The 14,348-nt window shown below is 65.4% G+C and carries 13 protein-coding genes; 8 read left to right on the top strand and 5 right to left on the bottom strand.

What is annotated here, in order from left to right:
* The first annotated feature begins 167 nt into the window (after positions 1-167).
* The 5 genes from BUB39_RS18860 (at position 168) to msrA (ending at position 3,839) form a co-directional block, all read left to right on the top strand.
* Entirely contained in the window at positions 168-650 is a 483-nt protein-coding gene (locus BUB39_RS18860) for a hypothetical protein (protein WP_073056540.1), read from the top strand.
* 349 nt (positions 651-999) lie between these two features.
* A complete protein-coding gene (locus BUB39_RS18855; RefSeq protein ID WP_073056538.1) occupies positions 1,000-1,287 on the top strand; it encodes a pentapeptide MXKDX repeat protein in 288 nt (95 codons plus the stop codon).
* A 110-nt stretch (positions 1,288-1,397) separates the two neighbouring features.
* Complete coding sequence (locus BUB39_RS18850; protein WP_073056535.1) at positions 1,398-2,279, top strand: cytochrome b/b6 domain-containing protein; 882 nt, start codon at positions 1,398-1,400, stop codon at positions 2,277-2,279.
* Positions 2,276-3,052, top strand: a complete 777-nt coding sequence (locus tag BUB39_RS18845) for a molybdopterin-binding protein (protein WP_073056533.1) — start codon at positions 2,276-2,278, stop codon at positions 3,050-3,052. Before BUB39_RS18850 ends, BUB39_RS18845 begins: the two co-directional genes overlap by 4 nt.
* An 82-nt stretch (positions 3,053-3,134) precedes the next feature.
* On the top strand, positions 3,135-3,839 hold the full coding sequence (gene msrA / locus BUB39_RS18840) for a peptide-methionine (S)-S-oxide reductase MsrA (protein WP_073056531.1): 705 nt from the start codon (positions 3,135-3,137) through the stop codon (positions 3,837-3,839).
* A gap of 50 nt (positions 3,840-3,889) precedes the next feature.
* Here the strand turns inward: msrA and msrB are convergent, their stop codons facing one another.
* The 5 genes from msrB to BUB39_RS18815 all read right to left on the bottom strand — a co-directional run bounded on the left by msrB (position 3,890) and on the right by BUB39_RS18815 (position 10,174).
* On the bottom strand, positions 3,890-4,390 hold the full coding sequence (gene msrB / locus BUB39_RS18835) for a peptide-methionine (R)-S-oxide reductase MsrB (RefSeq protein ID WP_073056926.1): 501 nt from the start codon (positions 4,388-4,390) through the stop codon (positions 3,890-3,892).
* Between the two features lie 114 nt (positions 4,391-4,504).
* The gene (locus tag BUB39_RS18830) at positions 4,505-4,831 is read right to left on the bottom strand and encodes an NIPSNAP family protein (protein ID WP_073056923.1); all 327 of its coding nucleotides are present in this window, start codon (positions 4,829-4,831) and stop codon (positions 4,505-4,507) included.
* Between the two features lie 84 nt (positions 4,832-4,915).
* Positions 4,916-7,852 carry an FAD-dependent oxidoreductase gene (locus BUB39_RS18825; protein WP_073056920.1) on the bottom strand — a complete coding sequence of 979 codons (2,937 nt, stop codon included), beginning with the start codon at positions 7,850-7,852 and terminating at the stop codon, positions 4,916-4,918.
* 2 nt (positions 7,853-7,854) lie between these two features.
* Positions 7,855-8,751, bottom strand: a complete 897-nt coding sequence (locus BUB39_RS18820) for a dihydrodipicolinate synthase family protein (protein ID WP_073056529.1) — start codon at positions 8,749-8,751, stop codon at positions 7,855-7,857.
* Between the two features lie 145 nt (positions 8,752-8,896).
* Positions 8,897-10,174 (bottom strand): M20 family metallopeptidase, encoded by a 1,278-nt coding sequence (locus BUB39_RS18815; RefSeq protein WP_210187106.1) that lies wholly within the window; start codon positions 10,172-10,174, stop codon positions 8,897-8,899.
* A gap of 628 nt (positions 10,175-10,802) precedes the next feature.
* Between BUB39_RS18815 and BUB39_RS18810 the strand changes: the two genes are divergently transcribed.
* Genes BUB39_RS18810 through BUB39_RS18800 form a run of 3 tightly spaced genes read left to right on the top strand, consistent with a single transcriptional unit; the run spans position 10,803 to position 14,347 of the window.
* Entirely contained in the window at positions 10,803-12,398 is a 1,596-nt protein-coding gene (locus tag BUB39_RS18810) for an ABC transporter substrate-binding protein (RefSeq protein ID WP_084527654.1), read from the top strand.
* Between the two features lie 18 nt (positions 12,399-12,416).
* Positions 12,417-13,469 (top strand): ABC transporter permease, encoded by a 1,053-nt coding sequence (locus BUB39_RS18805; protein ID WP_073056914.1) that lies wholly within the window; start codon positions 12,417-12,419, stop codon positions 13,467-13,469.
* Positions 13,466-14,347 carry an ABC transporter permease gene (locus tag BUB39_RS18800; protein ID WP_073056525.1) on the top strand — a complete coding sequence of 294 codons (882 nt, stop codon included), beginning with the start codon at positions 13,466-13,468 and terminating at the stop codon, positions 14,345-14,347. The genes BUB39_RS18805 and BUB39_RS18800 overlap by 4 nt, the downstream gene beginning before the upstream one ends.
* Position 14,348 lies beyond the last annotated feature (1 nt).

Below are 14,348 nucleotides of genomic sequence, written 5' to 3'. Positions count from 1 at the left end.
CGCCGCCTCTCGGCACAAACTTGCGGGCCAGGGAGGGCTCCCAAGCCGGCGGCGCGGATTGCCCGCCGCCGCAAAATCGCTCACACTCGATGCGTCGCGGCCGAGTGGTCGGCGACGGCCAATTGAACCCATTCAGAGCGCATGATGCAAGCCCGGAGCCGCCAACCATGATCGCCGTTGGCATTCTCTGCGTCTTTGCGGTGCTCGCCTGCCATTGGCTCGGAATCTACCTGATCCGTCGCATGTTTGAGACGACTCTGGCCCTGCTTGGCGCGCGCAGGGCGCTTGGCAGCGAGATCGCCTTCGCGCTGGCGATCTTCGGTCTCGTGATCCTCAATTTCACGAATGTGCTGATCTGTACGCTGTTGGTCATGGCCGGCGGCAGCGGCATCGCGTTCGAGCATGCCTTTCATTTTGCCATCGCCAACTTCACGACGGTCGGCCTCGCGGCCCCCGTGAGCGGCAGCGTGGCGGCCGTCGCCGGGCCACTGATCGCGATGTGCGGCATCGTCAGCTTTGGCTGGAGCACGAGCTTCCTGGTCTCCTGCTCACGCGCCATCCGGGTTCCCGTCGAGGCAATGACCGCCGGCGGGACCACAACAAAGGTGGGTTCGAGCCCGACGCAGCCGTGGCGCGGCGAAGTCGACTGATCACGAGATGGTGAAGCTGTAACGAAATCCGCAGCGCCTGCGTAAGTGTCAGTGGAGGCCGATGCGATCGGTCGTCCGAAGATGCTGCGGAGGACGACAATGTCAGCACAACGAACGCTCGATCTGCGCTTCCGGCAGCGGCTCCGGGTGTCACGTCCGCAGCGCTGATCCGCTCTCGCGGCGGTTCAATCGACCTATAGGGGCCTCCCGGCTCCGACCGAAATCATCGGATGCGGCACTGGCTGCGCCCGGTTCGAGGACCCGCGCGCCGTCGAGGGCGGTGCGACGGTCAGACTGCGGCTGCCCGCAAACGGATCCGCCTCTTTTCACCAACCGAGGACAGAACACCATGACAACTTCCTTCAAGACGCTGGCCCTGCCGCTCTTCGCCGCCATGCTGGCGACCGGCGCTTTCATGAGCACGGCAGCCGCCGAAGATGCGATGAAACCCGACACGATGGCGACCGACTCCATGAAGCCGGACTGCCCCAAGGGCACGACCTGCGACGACGCCATGAAGCCCGACGCGATGAAGCCGGATGCTATGGCTCCCGACGCCATGAAACCGGATGCGATGAAGCCAGATGCCATGAAGCCCGACGCAATGGCCCCAGATGCGATGGCTCCTGCCAAGTAACGCATCGCGGCCGGCCGGTTCATCTGCCGGCAAACAAATGCGATCCCGGTGCCGTCTGACGGCGTTGCGGGGTCGCTCTCCCTGGCCCACCCTTCCCGGAAGGCGCCGCGATGAGCTCGCTCGACAGTTCCCTTTCGATGATTCCGTCGCCGCCCGCTCGGCGGATCCTGATACGCCGCCATTCGCTCGCCGTGCGTCTGACGCATTGGATCAATGTGCTCTGCCTCAGCTTCCTGCTGATGAGCGGGCTGCAGATCTTCAATGCCCATCCCGAGCTCTATTGGGGCCAGTTCGGCGCCGATGCCGATCATTCATTCCTGGCACTCGAGGCCGTCAACGAGAACGGTGCGCTGAAGGGCGTGACACGGATCGGCAGTCTCGAGATTCCGACGACCGGCGTGCTCGGCGCCTCTCTCATCAATGGCGAACTGCGCCCGCGCGGCTTTCCGACCTGGATCACCATTCCGAGCTATCGCGATCTCGCCGCCGGCCGGCGCTGGCACTTCTTCTTCGCCTGGCTATTCGTGATCAATGGGTTCGTCTATCTCGCCTACGGCTTCCTCGCCGGTCACTTTCGCCGGGACCTCGCACCCACGGCCGCGGAATTGACGCCGCGTCATCTGGCCCATGAGATTGCCGCGCATGCCCGGCTGCGCTTTCCGAAGGGCGAGGCGGCGCGGCGTTACAATGTGCTGCAGAAGCTGACCTATCTCGCTGTCGCGCTGATTCTGCTGCCGCTGATGGTGGCGACTGGCCTGACGATGTCGCCGGGCATCGATGCAGCCTTGCCCTGGCTGGTCGATCTCTTCGGCGGGAGGCAGTCGGCGCGCAGCATTCACTTCATTGCCGCGTCGCTGCTCGTCCTGTTCGTCATTGTGCACCTCGCAATGGTGCTCGTCTCCGGCGTCCTGAACAATCTTCGCTCGATGATTACCGGGCGCTACGCGATCGACGCCGATCAGCCTGCCGCCGCCAAGGATCATCTGCCATGACCATCACCCTCAACCGCCGCCGCTTCCTGATCGGCGTCGGCGTCACCGCCAGCGCGGCGACGCTTTCAGGCTGCTCCTGGCTCACCGAAAATGACAGCGTCCAGCGCGTGCTCGCCATGGCCGAGCGACTGACGATGGGTTCCCAACGGTTCCTTCTGTCCGACGAGGCGCTGGCTCGCGAATACAGCGAGGCGGATCTCTCTCCGGTGTTCAAGTCGAACGGGACGCACGAACCCGACAGCGAGGACTATGCGGCGCTGGCAGACAATAATTTCGCCGACTGGCGCCTTATCGTCGATGGGTTGGTCGAACAGCCGCTGAGCCTCTCGCTCGCCGACTTGAAAAAGCTGCCGTCGCGGACCCAGATCACGCGGCATGACTGCGTCGAGGGATGGAGTGCGATCGGCAAGTGGACCGGCGTCCCGCTCGGACTGCTGATGCAGACGGCTGGACTAAAGCCTGACGCACGCTATCTCGTGTTTCACTGTGCGGACGAATACGAGAAGACGCTCGACGGCAGCGGTCAATATTACGAGAGCATCGACCTCGTCGATGCATTTCATCCGCAGACGATCCTCGCCTATGGCATGAATGGCGAAGATCTCGCGATCCCGCATGGCGCGCCTCTTCGCCTGCGCGTTGAGCGCCAGCTGGGCTACAAGCAGGCGAAATACTTGATGCGCATCGAGGCGGTCGACAGCTTCGCCCGTTTCTATCGCGGCAAAGGCGGCTTCTGGGAAGACCGCGGCTATGAATGGTATGCAGGCATCTGACCGCAGGCCATTCGCTCCAGTTTTTCTGCATGGAAGGAGAATTCACATGGCAAGTCTGATCAGACCGGCACGATCCAGCCGGATGTTGCGCGGCGCATTGTGGCTGGTTGGCGCGCTCGCTGCGGCACCGTTTGTCGCTTCGGCGATCGGCGGACATGCATCCGCCGCCGAGGGTGCCTTTGTCATTCCCGCGCCGAAGGTCGACGAGGCTTCAAAGGCGGGAAGCGAGACGGCGGTGATCGCAGGTGGCTGCTTCTGGGGCGTCCAGGGCGTCTTCCAGCATGTGAAGGGCGTCAGCAGGGCCGTCTCCGGCTATGCCGGCGGCGGCGCCTCGACGGCGCATTACGATGTCGTCGGCACCGGCACGACCGGGCATGCCGAGTCGGTCGCCGTGACCTTTGATCCAAAGCAGATCAGCTATGGCGAGATCCTGCAGATCTATTTCTCGGTCGCTCATGATCCGACCCAGCTGAACCGGCAGGGCCCGGACACTGGGACGCAATACCGGTCGGCGATCTTTGTCGAAAACGCAGACCAGAAGAAGGTGGCGGAGGCCTATGTCGCCCAGCTCGGAGCGGCAAGCGTCTATCCCGGCAAGATCGTCACCGAGATCGCGCCTCTCAAGGGGTTCTATCCGGCCGAGGCGTATCATCAGGACTTCCTGACGCTCAATCCTGACTATCCCTATATCGTCTATAACGACCTGCCGAAGATCGAAAACCTGAAGCGGTTGTTCCCGGCTGTCTATCGCGACAAGCCGGTCTTGGTTTCGGCTGCGAATGGCTGATGCCAACGTCACCTCGCCCGGTCAGGGCGAGGTGACATTCCGATTGTGGCTCAGGCGGCGGCGCCCGGCATGAAAACCATCGCGACGCCGTTCATGCAGTAGCGCAGGCCCGTCGGCTTCGGGCCGTCATTGAAGACATGGCCGAGATGGCCGCCGCAGCGGCTGCAATGCACTTCGGTGCGGGTCATGCCGAACGACGTGTCGACGGTTGTGCCGACGCCGGCGTCCAGCGGCTGCCAGAAGCTCGGCCAGCCCGTCCCGCTCTCGAACTTCGTCTTTGACGAGAACAGCGGCTGCGCGCATCCCGCGCAGGCGAAGATGCCGGCGCGATGTTCATCGAGCAATGGGCTCGATCCCGGCGTTTCCGTGCCTTCCTGGCGAAGGACGGCGTATTGGTCGGCGGTCAGGCGCTTCTTCCATTCCGCATCGGAATAGCTGACGGCGAAGGCACCGGCTGCGGCTCTTGCCGGGGCGGCGAAACGGCCCCTGGCAAGCAGGCCGCCGCCGAGCGCGAACGCGGCGGCGCCAAGCATCAATCTGCGGGTCATCATCATGGGCGGTCTCCCTGGGCTCTGAAGACCCGGAGCCGGGCCTCTAGGGAGATACGGCGCGCGATGCCCGATCGTGACACCGCGCCCGGCTGATCACCGACAGTTGAACGGGTGCTACTTCACCGAAGAGAATGCCGTCGGGGTCAGGAACTGACTGGAGACGTTGGAGAGGATCGGGCCATCCTTCTCGCTGTCGTTTCGGGCCTTGATCCAGTCTGGATCGGTCGTGAACGCCGTCCATTTCGCTTCACGCTCGGCCAGCGTTTCCCAGGCTATGAAATAGGTGAGGTCGTTGTTGGTCGGGCCGACCATTGTGGTCCAGAACCCAGCCTGTCGGATGCCGTGCTTTTCCCAAAGACCGAGCGTGGCATTCTGGAAGCGGTTGAGGAGGTTCGGCATGCGGCCGGGCAGGCAGGTATAGATCCTGAGTTCGTAGATCACGTCGATGCATCCGTTGTTGTTGGCGCAGTTGAAGGTGGGACGGTGAGCATGGAGCGGCCAGCTCACGCGGACAACCCCCGGCTGTCAGCCAAAGCGCGCTAGCGTGAAGATATCGAGGGACGGCGGGCGCGGACGGCCGAGCACCATCTCAGCGGTCAGTCGTCCGACGAGGGGGCCGAGCGTGTAGCCGTTGGCGGTGGCGGCGATGAAGAGGCCGGGGATACCCGGGATCTCGCCCATCAGCGGCGCGCCGTCGATATTGACGTTCATCGCGGCCCAGCTGCGCAGCAGGCTGAGCCCCGCCAGCGCCGGCACCGTGCGCACGGCGACCCAGAGATTGCCCTCGATGCTCTCGCGCAGCACGCGGGCAAAGCCCGTCGCTCGGTCGGTTCCGGCGGTCCAGGCGCCGCCGATGATGAGATTGCCGTTGGCCGCCTGCTTCATGGAGAGGTGCCGATCGGCATGGGCGACCAACTGGCCGAGGATCGGCCGCGTCGGCTCGGTCACCAGCATCTGCAGCGGTGCGCCATGGATCGGCAATTTGACGCCCGCGAGCGCCCCGACATGGCGCGACCAGCCGCCCGCGGCCACCACGACGCGTCGAGCCCTGATCGTCCCGGCCGCAGTCTTGACGATGAACCCCGTGTCCTCGCGGCTGATACCCGTCACAGCATGACCATGGCTGAAGCGGGCACCGCAACGCTTCGCCTCTGCGACGAGGGCCGGGGTTGCCTTCAGCGGGTTGATCTTGCCTTCGAGCGCGCAGTGCGAGGCCACGACCATGCGCTCCGAGATCGCCGGGGCGATCCGGGCGAGGTCGGCGCGCCCAATCACCTCGACATCGATACCGACGCTGCGCTCGGCCTCGACCTTGCGGCGGAGGAAGTCGGTCTGATCATGGTTCTCGGCGACCATCAGCCCGCCGGTGGTGGTAATCTCGAAATCGGCGCCAAGCTCGGTCTCGAGCGCCTTCCACAGCAGCACGGCGTCGCGCTGGAGCGGCAGCGTCTGGAGCGCGGGATTGCCGCCTGCCATGGCCTTCTGGCCAAAATCCCAGGACAGCAGCTGGACATGCAGGCTGCCGGCATTGCCTCCGGAGGCTTGACTGTTGGCAGGGCCGGCATCGATGACGACCGTGTCCATGCCGCCGCGCGCCGCATAGAGCGCCGTGGAGACGCCGATGATCCCGGCGCCGATGACCAGCAGGTCGCAGCTTGCGGGCAGCGGATCGGCAACAGGCGCAGCGGGCGGATGCGGCGGCGTATCAACCTCGCGGTGGCCGCCCCATTCTGCCTTTTCGCTGCCGAGCAGGATCGCGGGCACCGGCTTTTCCGGCGCCTGCGGCGCGAACAGATCGGCTGGCCCGGCCTCTGATAGATCTCCGCTGCGGAGCATGCGCAGGGCCTCGCCGGCGCAATAGCGCCCCTGGCAGCGGCCCATGCCGAGGCGGGTCCGACGCTTCAGGCTGCCGAGGTCGCGCACGCCTTCTTCGTGCATCGCGGAGATCTGGCCGGCTGTCACGTTCTCGCAGCGGCAGATGATCGTCTCGGCATCGCTCACCATAGAAGGTGCAGTCGCTGCGAAGGCTGTCCATAGATGCCGCTGGAACCGCAGCGCCCGGACTTTTGCACGGCGGGCTTCAGCGCGCCGGGCTTCGGATATCGGCCGACCGAGCGCGGCAAGCATCGCGGCACCGGCGATAGCGCCTTCGGCCGTCGCAACTTTGCGGCCGCCGCCATCGCCACCATCTCCGGCAATCCAGACGGGCAGGGTGCCCGAACGGCCATCGGCATCGCGGACCGCTTTCGGGAAGCCGTCATCGGGATCGATCGCGACCGGGCCGCCGAGCATGCGGACGAGCGTCGTCGAAGGCACGAAGCCATAGCCGAGCGCCACCGTGTCGACGTCGAAGCGCAGAGGGGCGCCGATGCCATCCTCAGCAACGGCCACCGCGCGCTCGGCGCGGCCGGCACCTTCGATAGCTGCGATCCGATAGCCCTCATGCAGGGGAATGCCGGCGCGGGCGAGCGCGAGGCGCATCCGGATCCCCTGCAGCGTCAGGGACGGATCGGAGGCCAGCATACCGGCGAGAGCGCCCGCCTTGCCAATGCCGGAGGGACAGCCGCTTTCCAGCACAGCGACGACATGGCCGCCGCCGCGCGTGATCTCAATCGCCGCCTGCCAGTTGAGCGGTCCGTTGCCGGCGATCAAGATGCGGGCGCCGGGGACGACGCGGTAGCTGCGCGCCAAGGTCTGCAGAGCGCCCGTCGTCATGACGCCCGGCAACGTCCACCCAGGGACGGGTGTCGGCCGCTCATAGGCGCCGGTGGCGATCAGCACGGTCCTCGCCGTGATCAACCCGGCGCCGGCCGCGCCAATGGTGGCGAGGCTGACGCTGCCGCCTGCAACGCCCGCCTGCCAAACGGCCTGGCCCTGCCGGATGTCGGCGCCGAGCGACACGACCTCATCGACAAGGCGGCGGCCTTCGGCGAACTGCGCATCCTCGCCACCGCGTGCGAAACGCTGCGATCCCGCGAGCGGTTTGAAATACTGGCCGCCGGGCTGGTCACGCTCATCGAGAAGGATCGGCTTGATGCCGCCTTTCGCCAGCACCCGCGCCGCTGCGAGACCGGCCGGGCCGGCACCGACGATGACGACGTCCAGTGTTTCCGGCTTCGGGGCGCCTGCTGGCGGCACGCCGAGCGCCGCGAGCGAAGTGGTCGCGGGATCGTGCCGTCGGACAAGCATGCCCGGCTCGGCCTTCACCATGCAGGCGCGCTGGCCGCCGCGCCCGTCGATTTCGACCAGGCATTCTTGGCAGGCGCCCATGCCGCAGAAGATGCCGCGCTGTGTCTCCGGTCCCGCCTGGCGGAGGCCGAGATGGCCTGCTGCGGCGAGGCTGGCCGCGAGGCTTTCACCGGCGCGCGCGGCCACGATCTCGCCCTCGAAGCTGAAGGCGATCGCCGCGCCGGACGGCTCGATGCCGCCTCCGTGAAGGCGCAGCCGATCGCCTGAAGGCATGATCAGGCGGCCCTCGCCAGCCTGACACCGGCAGCGAGGAGCGCCGCCTCGACCATCGGCCATTCGGCTTCGGGCAGAGGCAGCCTTGGCGCCCGCGGCGCGCCGACGTCGCGTCCCATCAGCGCCAGCGCCGCCTTGGTGGCCGAAACATAGCGATGGCCGCCGACGAGGCGGATTACCGGCAGCGCCTGCTGATAGAGCGCGCGGGCGCCGTCGAAATCGCGATGGTCGGCCCAGCGCGAGAAGATGCCGGCAAGTTCCCGCGGCATCAGGTTTGAGCCGACCGCGACCCAGCCTTCGGCGCCCGCCAGGAAGGACTCGAAGCCCATAATGCCGCCGAACACGGTCATCCGGTCGCCGCAGAATTCCAGGATGTCGCGAATGCGCGTCACATCCATCGTCGATTCCTTGATGTAGCGGACATTGTCGATCCGGCTCAGCCGCTCGACGATGCGGGGCGTCAGGTCGACATTCGCCGTCGCCGGATTGTTGTAGATCATGATCGGGATCGAAAGCGCCTCGCCGATGCGGCGGTAGTGCTCGAAAAGCTCGTCCTCGGTCGGCGTCGAATAGAAGGGCGGGATGATCATGACGCCGTCGGCACCAAGCGCCTCGGCCTCGCGCGAATAGCGGATGACGTCCTCGGTGCGCTCGGCGCCGGTTCCAATCAGAACGGGGACACGGCCGGCGGCGGTATCAATGACAGCTTTCGCGACGTCGTGGCGTTCCTCATCGGTCATGGAGAGGAATTCGCCGGTCGAGCCGAGCGGCACCAGCCCGTGGATGCCTTCGGCGATCTGCCAGTTCACCATCTCCGTTGTCGCAGGGAGGTCAATCGCGCCGCTTCTATCGAATGGCGTGATCATGACGGTGAAGGTTCCGCGAAATGTCTTGGTCACGGGGACTTTCCTGTATCGTCCGGGCAATTCGCCAGGGTGAAAAAGCTGTTGGCATCGGGCGCTCTCGCCGGGCGCGGCGACGTTATACGTTGGGTCGCGGCAGCGTCGTGCGTGGTCTGCGAGACGCGGGAAGCATGGCTGGCCATCATGCAGCAGGTCCCGGCGGTTGCTCGGCGGACACCGTTCCGCACCAGCGGGCCAGCATCGTTGCGGCGACCGTCACGGTGCGGAGGTGATCCTCGACATCAACCCACTCATCACGGCCGCCCGCATGGGTGAGGTCACCGCAGAGCGGCCCGAGGCCGATCGCGGGAATGCCCTTCTGCACCAGCGGATTGCGGATGTCGCTCGACGTGTGCATCGGATTGACGCGTGCCGTGATGCCGGCGACGTCGGCGATCGTTCGCGCGGCGGTCTCATAGAGCGCGTGGCGGTCGGGAACGTCGGAACCGCTGACGCCGGACAGCCAGCGCAGCACCGGGGAATGATGTGCGAGATAGGCATCGTCTGCGGCCGCGGCGGCCAGCGCCACGGCAACCTCTGCCTGAACGGCTTTCATGCTCTCGGAAGGTGGAAACGAGATCGAGCCGGAAAAGCGCAAGGCGCCCGGCGCGCGCTGGCGCAAATCGGGGTCGCCGGCCGTGATCGACGCGATGAGGATATTGGTCGATCGCCCCACGGCGGCTTCGAGGCGCGGATGGCGGATGCGCGCGCCGCGTCCTGCATCAAGCCGGCGCAGCGCATCGATCAGCAGCATCGCCTTGTCGAGCGGGTTGACGGCCTGGTGAGCGAAGGCGGTGTGGCTCGGCTCATGCGTGTCGGGTGGCGTCCCGGTTACTTCGACTTCGAATTCGAGCACGCCTGAAGCGAAGGCCTTGATCTCGGCAAGGCCGGCACCGGATTCTGCGGGATGCAGATAGAGCGCGCCATCGGCCGAGATGCCACGATCGAGAACCGCCGCGATGCCGCGCGCGTGCCGCTTGCTTGGCGTGATGGCGACCACGACGTCGCCGGCAAGCGACAGCCCGGCTTGGCGAAGCGCGGCAAGCGCTGAGATCGACGCCGCGACGCCGGCGAGGTCATCGGCAATGCCCCAGCCATGCATCCGGCCATCGGCGATGGTGGCTGAGAAGGGATCGTTCTGCCAACCGTCGGCGCTGGTGACTCGCTCGCTATCGGGATGGGCGAAGATCAGCAGGCTGCGGCCGGTACCGCTGCCGGGGAAGCGGGCGACCACAGCGCGCCTCTCTCCCGCATCCATCGCCGGAGCTGTGGCGAATTCATCGACGAGCGGCACCTGGGACGGCTCGTAGCTGATGAGCTCGACAGCTCCACCGATCGCGGCGAGCGCATCGGCGACGCGGCCGAGCACGGCTTCCTCGCCATCCCGCTGCAACGCGACCAAGCCTTCCAGCAACGCCACGGCCTCGTCCTTGCCAGCGGTCACAGCGCGGGCCAGGGCGTGAGGAACGGAAATATCTGGGGATAGGGTCATGCGAGCAGAGTGGCCGGAAAAGCGAAATTGAAGAAGCGACTCCGAAGGTGAGTCGGAACTGAACACCGACAGTATACAACATCAATGCAACGCGAATTCCAAGCTGGTTGGCGAACTGCGGCCTTACCTGCTGGCTTTCCGAGGCAGCTATCATGTCTGGCGGCGGCCACGTGACAAGGCTCTCCGTCGGGCGGCTGGGAGGGCAAGGAGAACCGAGACGCGCCAAAGGTTTGGCCATCCACCTGTCCCGATCGCTGGACAGAAGCCGTCCCCGCCGCTGACAAAATCAGCTTGCGTCGTATTTGCTTTTGACGTGTTCTCCCTCTGTGTACCGATGGCATGCAGTGGCTGCCGGTCGGTCTGGCTGGGACGGTGGGGCGAGTTCTGAACGCGCGGGAACCTTTGCGGCAAGTTCCGTCGTTGCGGAATGACCGTGCCACCTTTCAGCCCAAGATTGCCGAATGCGCAACGGGGACGGCCGTGTCATGATCACAAAGGGCCAACACGGCGACATCGACAAGGCTGGCATAACAGCACGATTTCAAAGGGAACAGTGATGATGCATGTAAGACGGGTTTCGGGGTTGCTGTCGCTCGGCATGGCGGCGGCGCTTGCCTCCAGCGCGTTGATGCCCATCGGCCGGGCCATGGCTCAGGATGCCGGGACGCTTGTCGTCGATACGGCTTTCCAGCTGAAGACCGCCGATCCGGCGCGCGAATTCGAGCCGACGGCCAATCTTGTGTTGCACCCGGTCTATGAGACGCTGGTGACCTTCACGGGCAGCGATCTCACGAAGGTCGTCCCGTCGCTCTCCGCGCTGCCGGTGATCACGCCGGACGCCAAGAGCTTCACCTTCCAGCTCAACCCGGCCGCCAAGTTCAGCGACGGATCGCCCGTCACCGCTGACGACGTGATCTTCTCGTTGAACCGCGTGAAGAACGTCAAGGGCAGCCCTTCCTTCCTGCTCGACGGCGTGACAGTGACGAAGGGTGCGAAGGACGGCGAGATCGTCCTGACCACAGAACAGCCTGACCCAGGCCTGCCCTTCAAGCTCGCCAATCCGGCGGTCGGCATCGTCAATGCCAAGGTGGTCAAAGCCAATCAGGGCTCGGCCGACGAAGGCGCCGACAAGACCGACCGCGCCGACAGCTACCTCGCCACGGCCTCGGCCGGTTCGGGGCCCTATCTGCTCGAAAAGTTCGACATGGCCGCCGAGGTCGTGCTGAAGAAGAACGACGCCTATTGGGGCGAGAAGCCGAAATACGACCAGATCGTCGTGCGCAATGTCGAGACCAGCGCGCAGCAGATGAATGTCATGCGCGGCGACAGCCAGATCGCGCTCGACCTGCGCCCCGACCAGCTCGACGCCATCAAGGACGCTGCCTATACGATCTCGGTCCCCAGCGCCGATGTCGTGTTCATGTTCACCAATTCGAACGCCGATGTCTCGCCCGTCGCGGCCAATCCGGACTTTCAGACGGCAGTTCGGCTCGCCATCGACTATGACGGCATCGTCAACATCGCGGGCGAGGGTGCGGTGCGCCCCGGCTCGATCATCCCGACCATGTTCGCGGGCTCGCTGCCGACATCGGAAGGGCCCAAGCGTGATGTCGAGGCCGCCAAGGCCGCGCTCGCCAAGAGCGGCATCAAGGATCCGACCATCGAGCTTACCTATGTGTCGGACATCACGAAAAACGGCGTTTCCTTTGCCGATGTCGCCGCCAAGATGCAGGCTGATCTGAAGGAAGCCGGTATCACGGCCACGTTGAAGCCGTCACCAGTCTCGACCTTCCTCGACGACTATCGCGCCGGCACACTGCCCTTTACCATCGTGTGGTGGGGTCCGGATTTCCCCGATCCGAGCGACTATCTCCTGTTCGGACCGGGCGAGAAGGTCGGCCTGCGCGCTGGCTGGAAGGCGGGTTCCTCGCCGGAGATCACCGAAATCGCCAAGAAGGCGGCTGTCGAGATCGATCAGACGACGCGCACCAAGCTCTATGACGAATGGCAGAAGAAGCTGAACGCCGAAGGCCCGTTCACCGGTCTGTTCCAGCCCGCTTTCTCCATGGCGAGCTCCAAGACGCTCGAACCCGTCGAATATAATGCGATGTGGACGATCGACCTCACGGCGATCTCGCCCGCCAAGAAGTAAGTGTCGCCCGGTCCGGCAATGATCAAATTCCGCTCCGCCTGGTATGCATTGCCGAACCTCGTCCGCTTTCTGGTGCGCCGGCTTTTCGTCGGCGCGCTGCTCTGCCTCGGCATCACCTTCGTCTCCTTCGCGCTGACGCAGGTGGTGCCGGGCGACCCTGTCTCCGCGAATCTGGGGGACCGCGCCGCCAGCGATCCCGAAATCGTCGCCGCTTTCCGCGCTCGCTACGGCCTGGATAAGCCCATTCCCGAGCAGTATCTGCTCTATGTCGAGCGGCTTTTTCACGGCGATCTCGGCGAAGCGCAGCAGACCCACCGCCCGGTCACGACCGATCTGGCGCAATATCTTCCCGCCACGATCGAGCTCGCCTCGGCGGCGATGATCCTGGCACTGGTCTTCGGCATCTCGCTCGGCGTGATTGCGGCAATCAAGCGGGATGGCTGGCCGGACCAGGTCATCCGCATCGTCTCGCTCGCCGGCGTCTCGGTGCCGACCTTCTGGCTGGCGCTGGTGACGCTCTATGTCTTCTTCTTCAAGCTGGGCATCGCACCGGGCGTCGGCCGGCTCAATCCAGGCGGCAAGGCGCCGCCGGCGATTACCAACATGTTCACGATCGACTCGCTGCTCACGGGGCAATGGGCGACATTCGGCACCGCCGTCAGCCATATCGTCCTGCCGGCGCTGGTGCTGGCGATCTACACGGTCGGTTCGATCACCCGCTTCACGCGCGCGGCGATGCTGGAATCGCTCAATCAGGACTATGTCCGCTCGGCCCGCGCCAAGGGCCTGCCGGAGCGGACGGTGATCCTTCGCCATGCGATGCGGCCGGCGCTGGCGGCGATTGTCACGGTCGCCGGCATGGCATTCGGCCGGATGCTCTCCGGTACGGTGCTGGTGGAATCCGTGTTTTCCTGGCCGGGCATCGGTCAATATGCCTACAAGAGCGCGCTTGCCCTTGACCTGCGCGCCATCATGGGCGTCAGCCTCGTGGTCGCCGTCATCTATATCGTCGTCAACATGGCCGTGGATCTGATCTACGCGCTCATTGACCCGCGGATCCGCCTCGGATGAGCGACAGCAGCCTTTCTGTTCCCGAACTGGTCGTGCTGCCGCGGCGGCGCTTTCTGCGCCGCTCGGCCTGGACGCAGCCGCTTGGCCTTGTCGGTCTCGCGCTTCTCGTCGCCATCGTGCTGATGGCGGTGTTCGCGCCATGGCTCTCGGCGCATGGGCCGATCGAGCAGGGCGCGAAACGCTTCCTGGCACCCAGTTCCGAGCATTGGTTCGGGACAGACCAGCTCGGACGCGACGTCTTCGCCCGCGTCATCTATGGCGCGCGGGTATCGCTGCCCTATGCGCTGCAGCTGGTCATCATGGCGAGCGTCATCGGCACCATCGCGGGTGCGATCGCCGGCTATTTCGGCGGCTGGATCGATGGCGTGATCATGCGCGCCGCCGATCTCGTGATGGCCTTTCCCGATATCATCCTCGCCATGGCGGTCGTCGCCGCGCTTGGGCCGGGGCTCTTCAATGCCGTGCTGGCGGTCGTCGTGGTGAGCTGGCCGATTTATGCCCGCGTCGTGCGGTCGATGCTGCTGACGATCCGCGACGAACCCTATGTACAGTCGAGCCGGCTGCTCGGCATCTCCTCGGCGCGGGCGCTCTGGGTCGATGTGCGGCCGAATGTCGTCGGCCCGCTGATCGTGCTGGCGGCGCTCGAATTCGGCCATGCGGTGCTGATCCTTGCCGGCCTTTCCTTCCTCGGCCTCGGCGCGCAGCCTCCGGCGCCCGAGTGGGGCTCGATGGTCTCGGACGGCTCGAAATATTTCGACAAATGGTGGCTCTCGGTCTTTCCGGGCCTTGCCGTCCTCCTGGTCGTGCTCGCGGCGAATTTCGTCGGCGACACGCTCCGCGACGCGCTCGACCCGCGCACCGCGAAGGCCTTTCGCTGAT

This window comes from Kaistia soli DSM 19436 (assembly GCF_900129325.1).
Classification (GTDB): Bacteria; Pseudomonadota; Alphaproteobacteria; order Rhizobiales; family Kaistiaceae; genus Kaistia; species Kaistia soli.
The sequence above is the reverse complement of the archived record's forward strand: the minus strand, read 5'-3'. Positions and strand labels throughout refer to the sequence as shown.

What these genes read in the sequence shown, in the direction of transcription:
- BUB39_RS18850 (WP_073056535.1), top strand. Translation starts at nt 1,398, where the DNA reads ATGAGCTCGCTCGACAGTTCCCTTTCGATGATTCCGTCGCCGCCCGCT.
- BUB39_RS18825 (WP_073056920.1), bottom strand. Translation starts at nt 7,852, where the DNA reads ATGCCTTCAGGCGATCGGCTGCGCCTTCACGGAGGCGGCATCGAGCCG.
- BUB39_RS18810 (WP_084527654.1), top strand. Translation starts at nt 10,803, where the DNA reads ATGATGCATGTAAGACGGGTTTCGGGGTTGCTGTCGCTCGGCATGGCG.
- BUB39_RS18855 (WP_073056538.1), top strand. Translation starts at nt 1,000, where the DNA reads ATGACAACTTCCTTCAAGACGCTGGCCCTGCCGCTCTTCGCCGCCATG.
- BUB39_RS18845 (WP_073056533.1), top strand. Translation starts at nt 2,276, where the DNA reads ATGACCATCACCCTCAACCGCCGCCGCTTCCTGATCGGCGTCGGCGTC.
- BUB39_RS18860 (WP_073056540.1), top strand. Translation starts at nt 168, where the DNA reads ATGATCGCCGTTGGCATTCTCTGCGTCTTTGCGGTGCTCGCCTGCCAT.
- msrB (WP_073056926.1), bottom strand. Translation starts at nt 4,390, where the DNA reads ATGATGACCCGCAGATTGATGCTTGGCGCCGCCGCGTTCGCGCTCGGC.
- msrA (WP_073056531.1), top strand. Translation starts at nt 3,135, where the DNA reads ATGTTGCGCGGCGCATTGTGGCTGGTTGGCGCGCTCGCTGCGGCACCG.
- BUB39_RS18800 (WP_073056525.1), top strand. Translation starts at nt 13,466, where the DNA reads ATGAGCGACAGCAGCCTTTCTGTTCCCGAACTGGTCGTGCTGCCGCGG.
- BUB39_RS18805 (WP_073056914.1), top strand. Translation starts at nt 12,417, where the DNA reads ATGATCAAATTCCGCTCCGCCTGGTATGCATTGCCGAACCTCGTCCGC.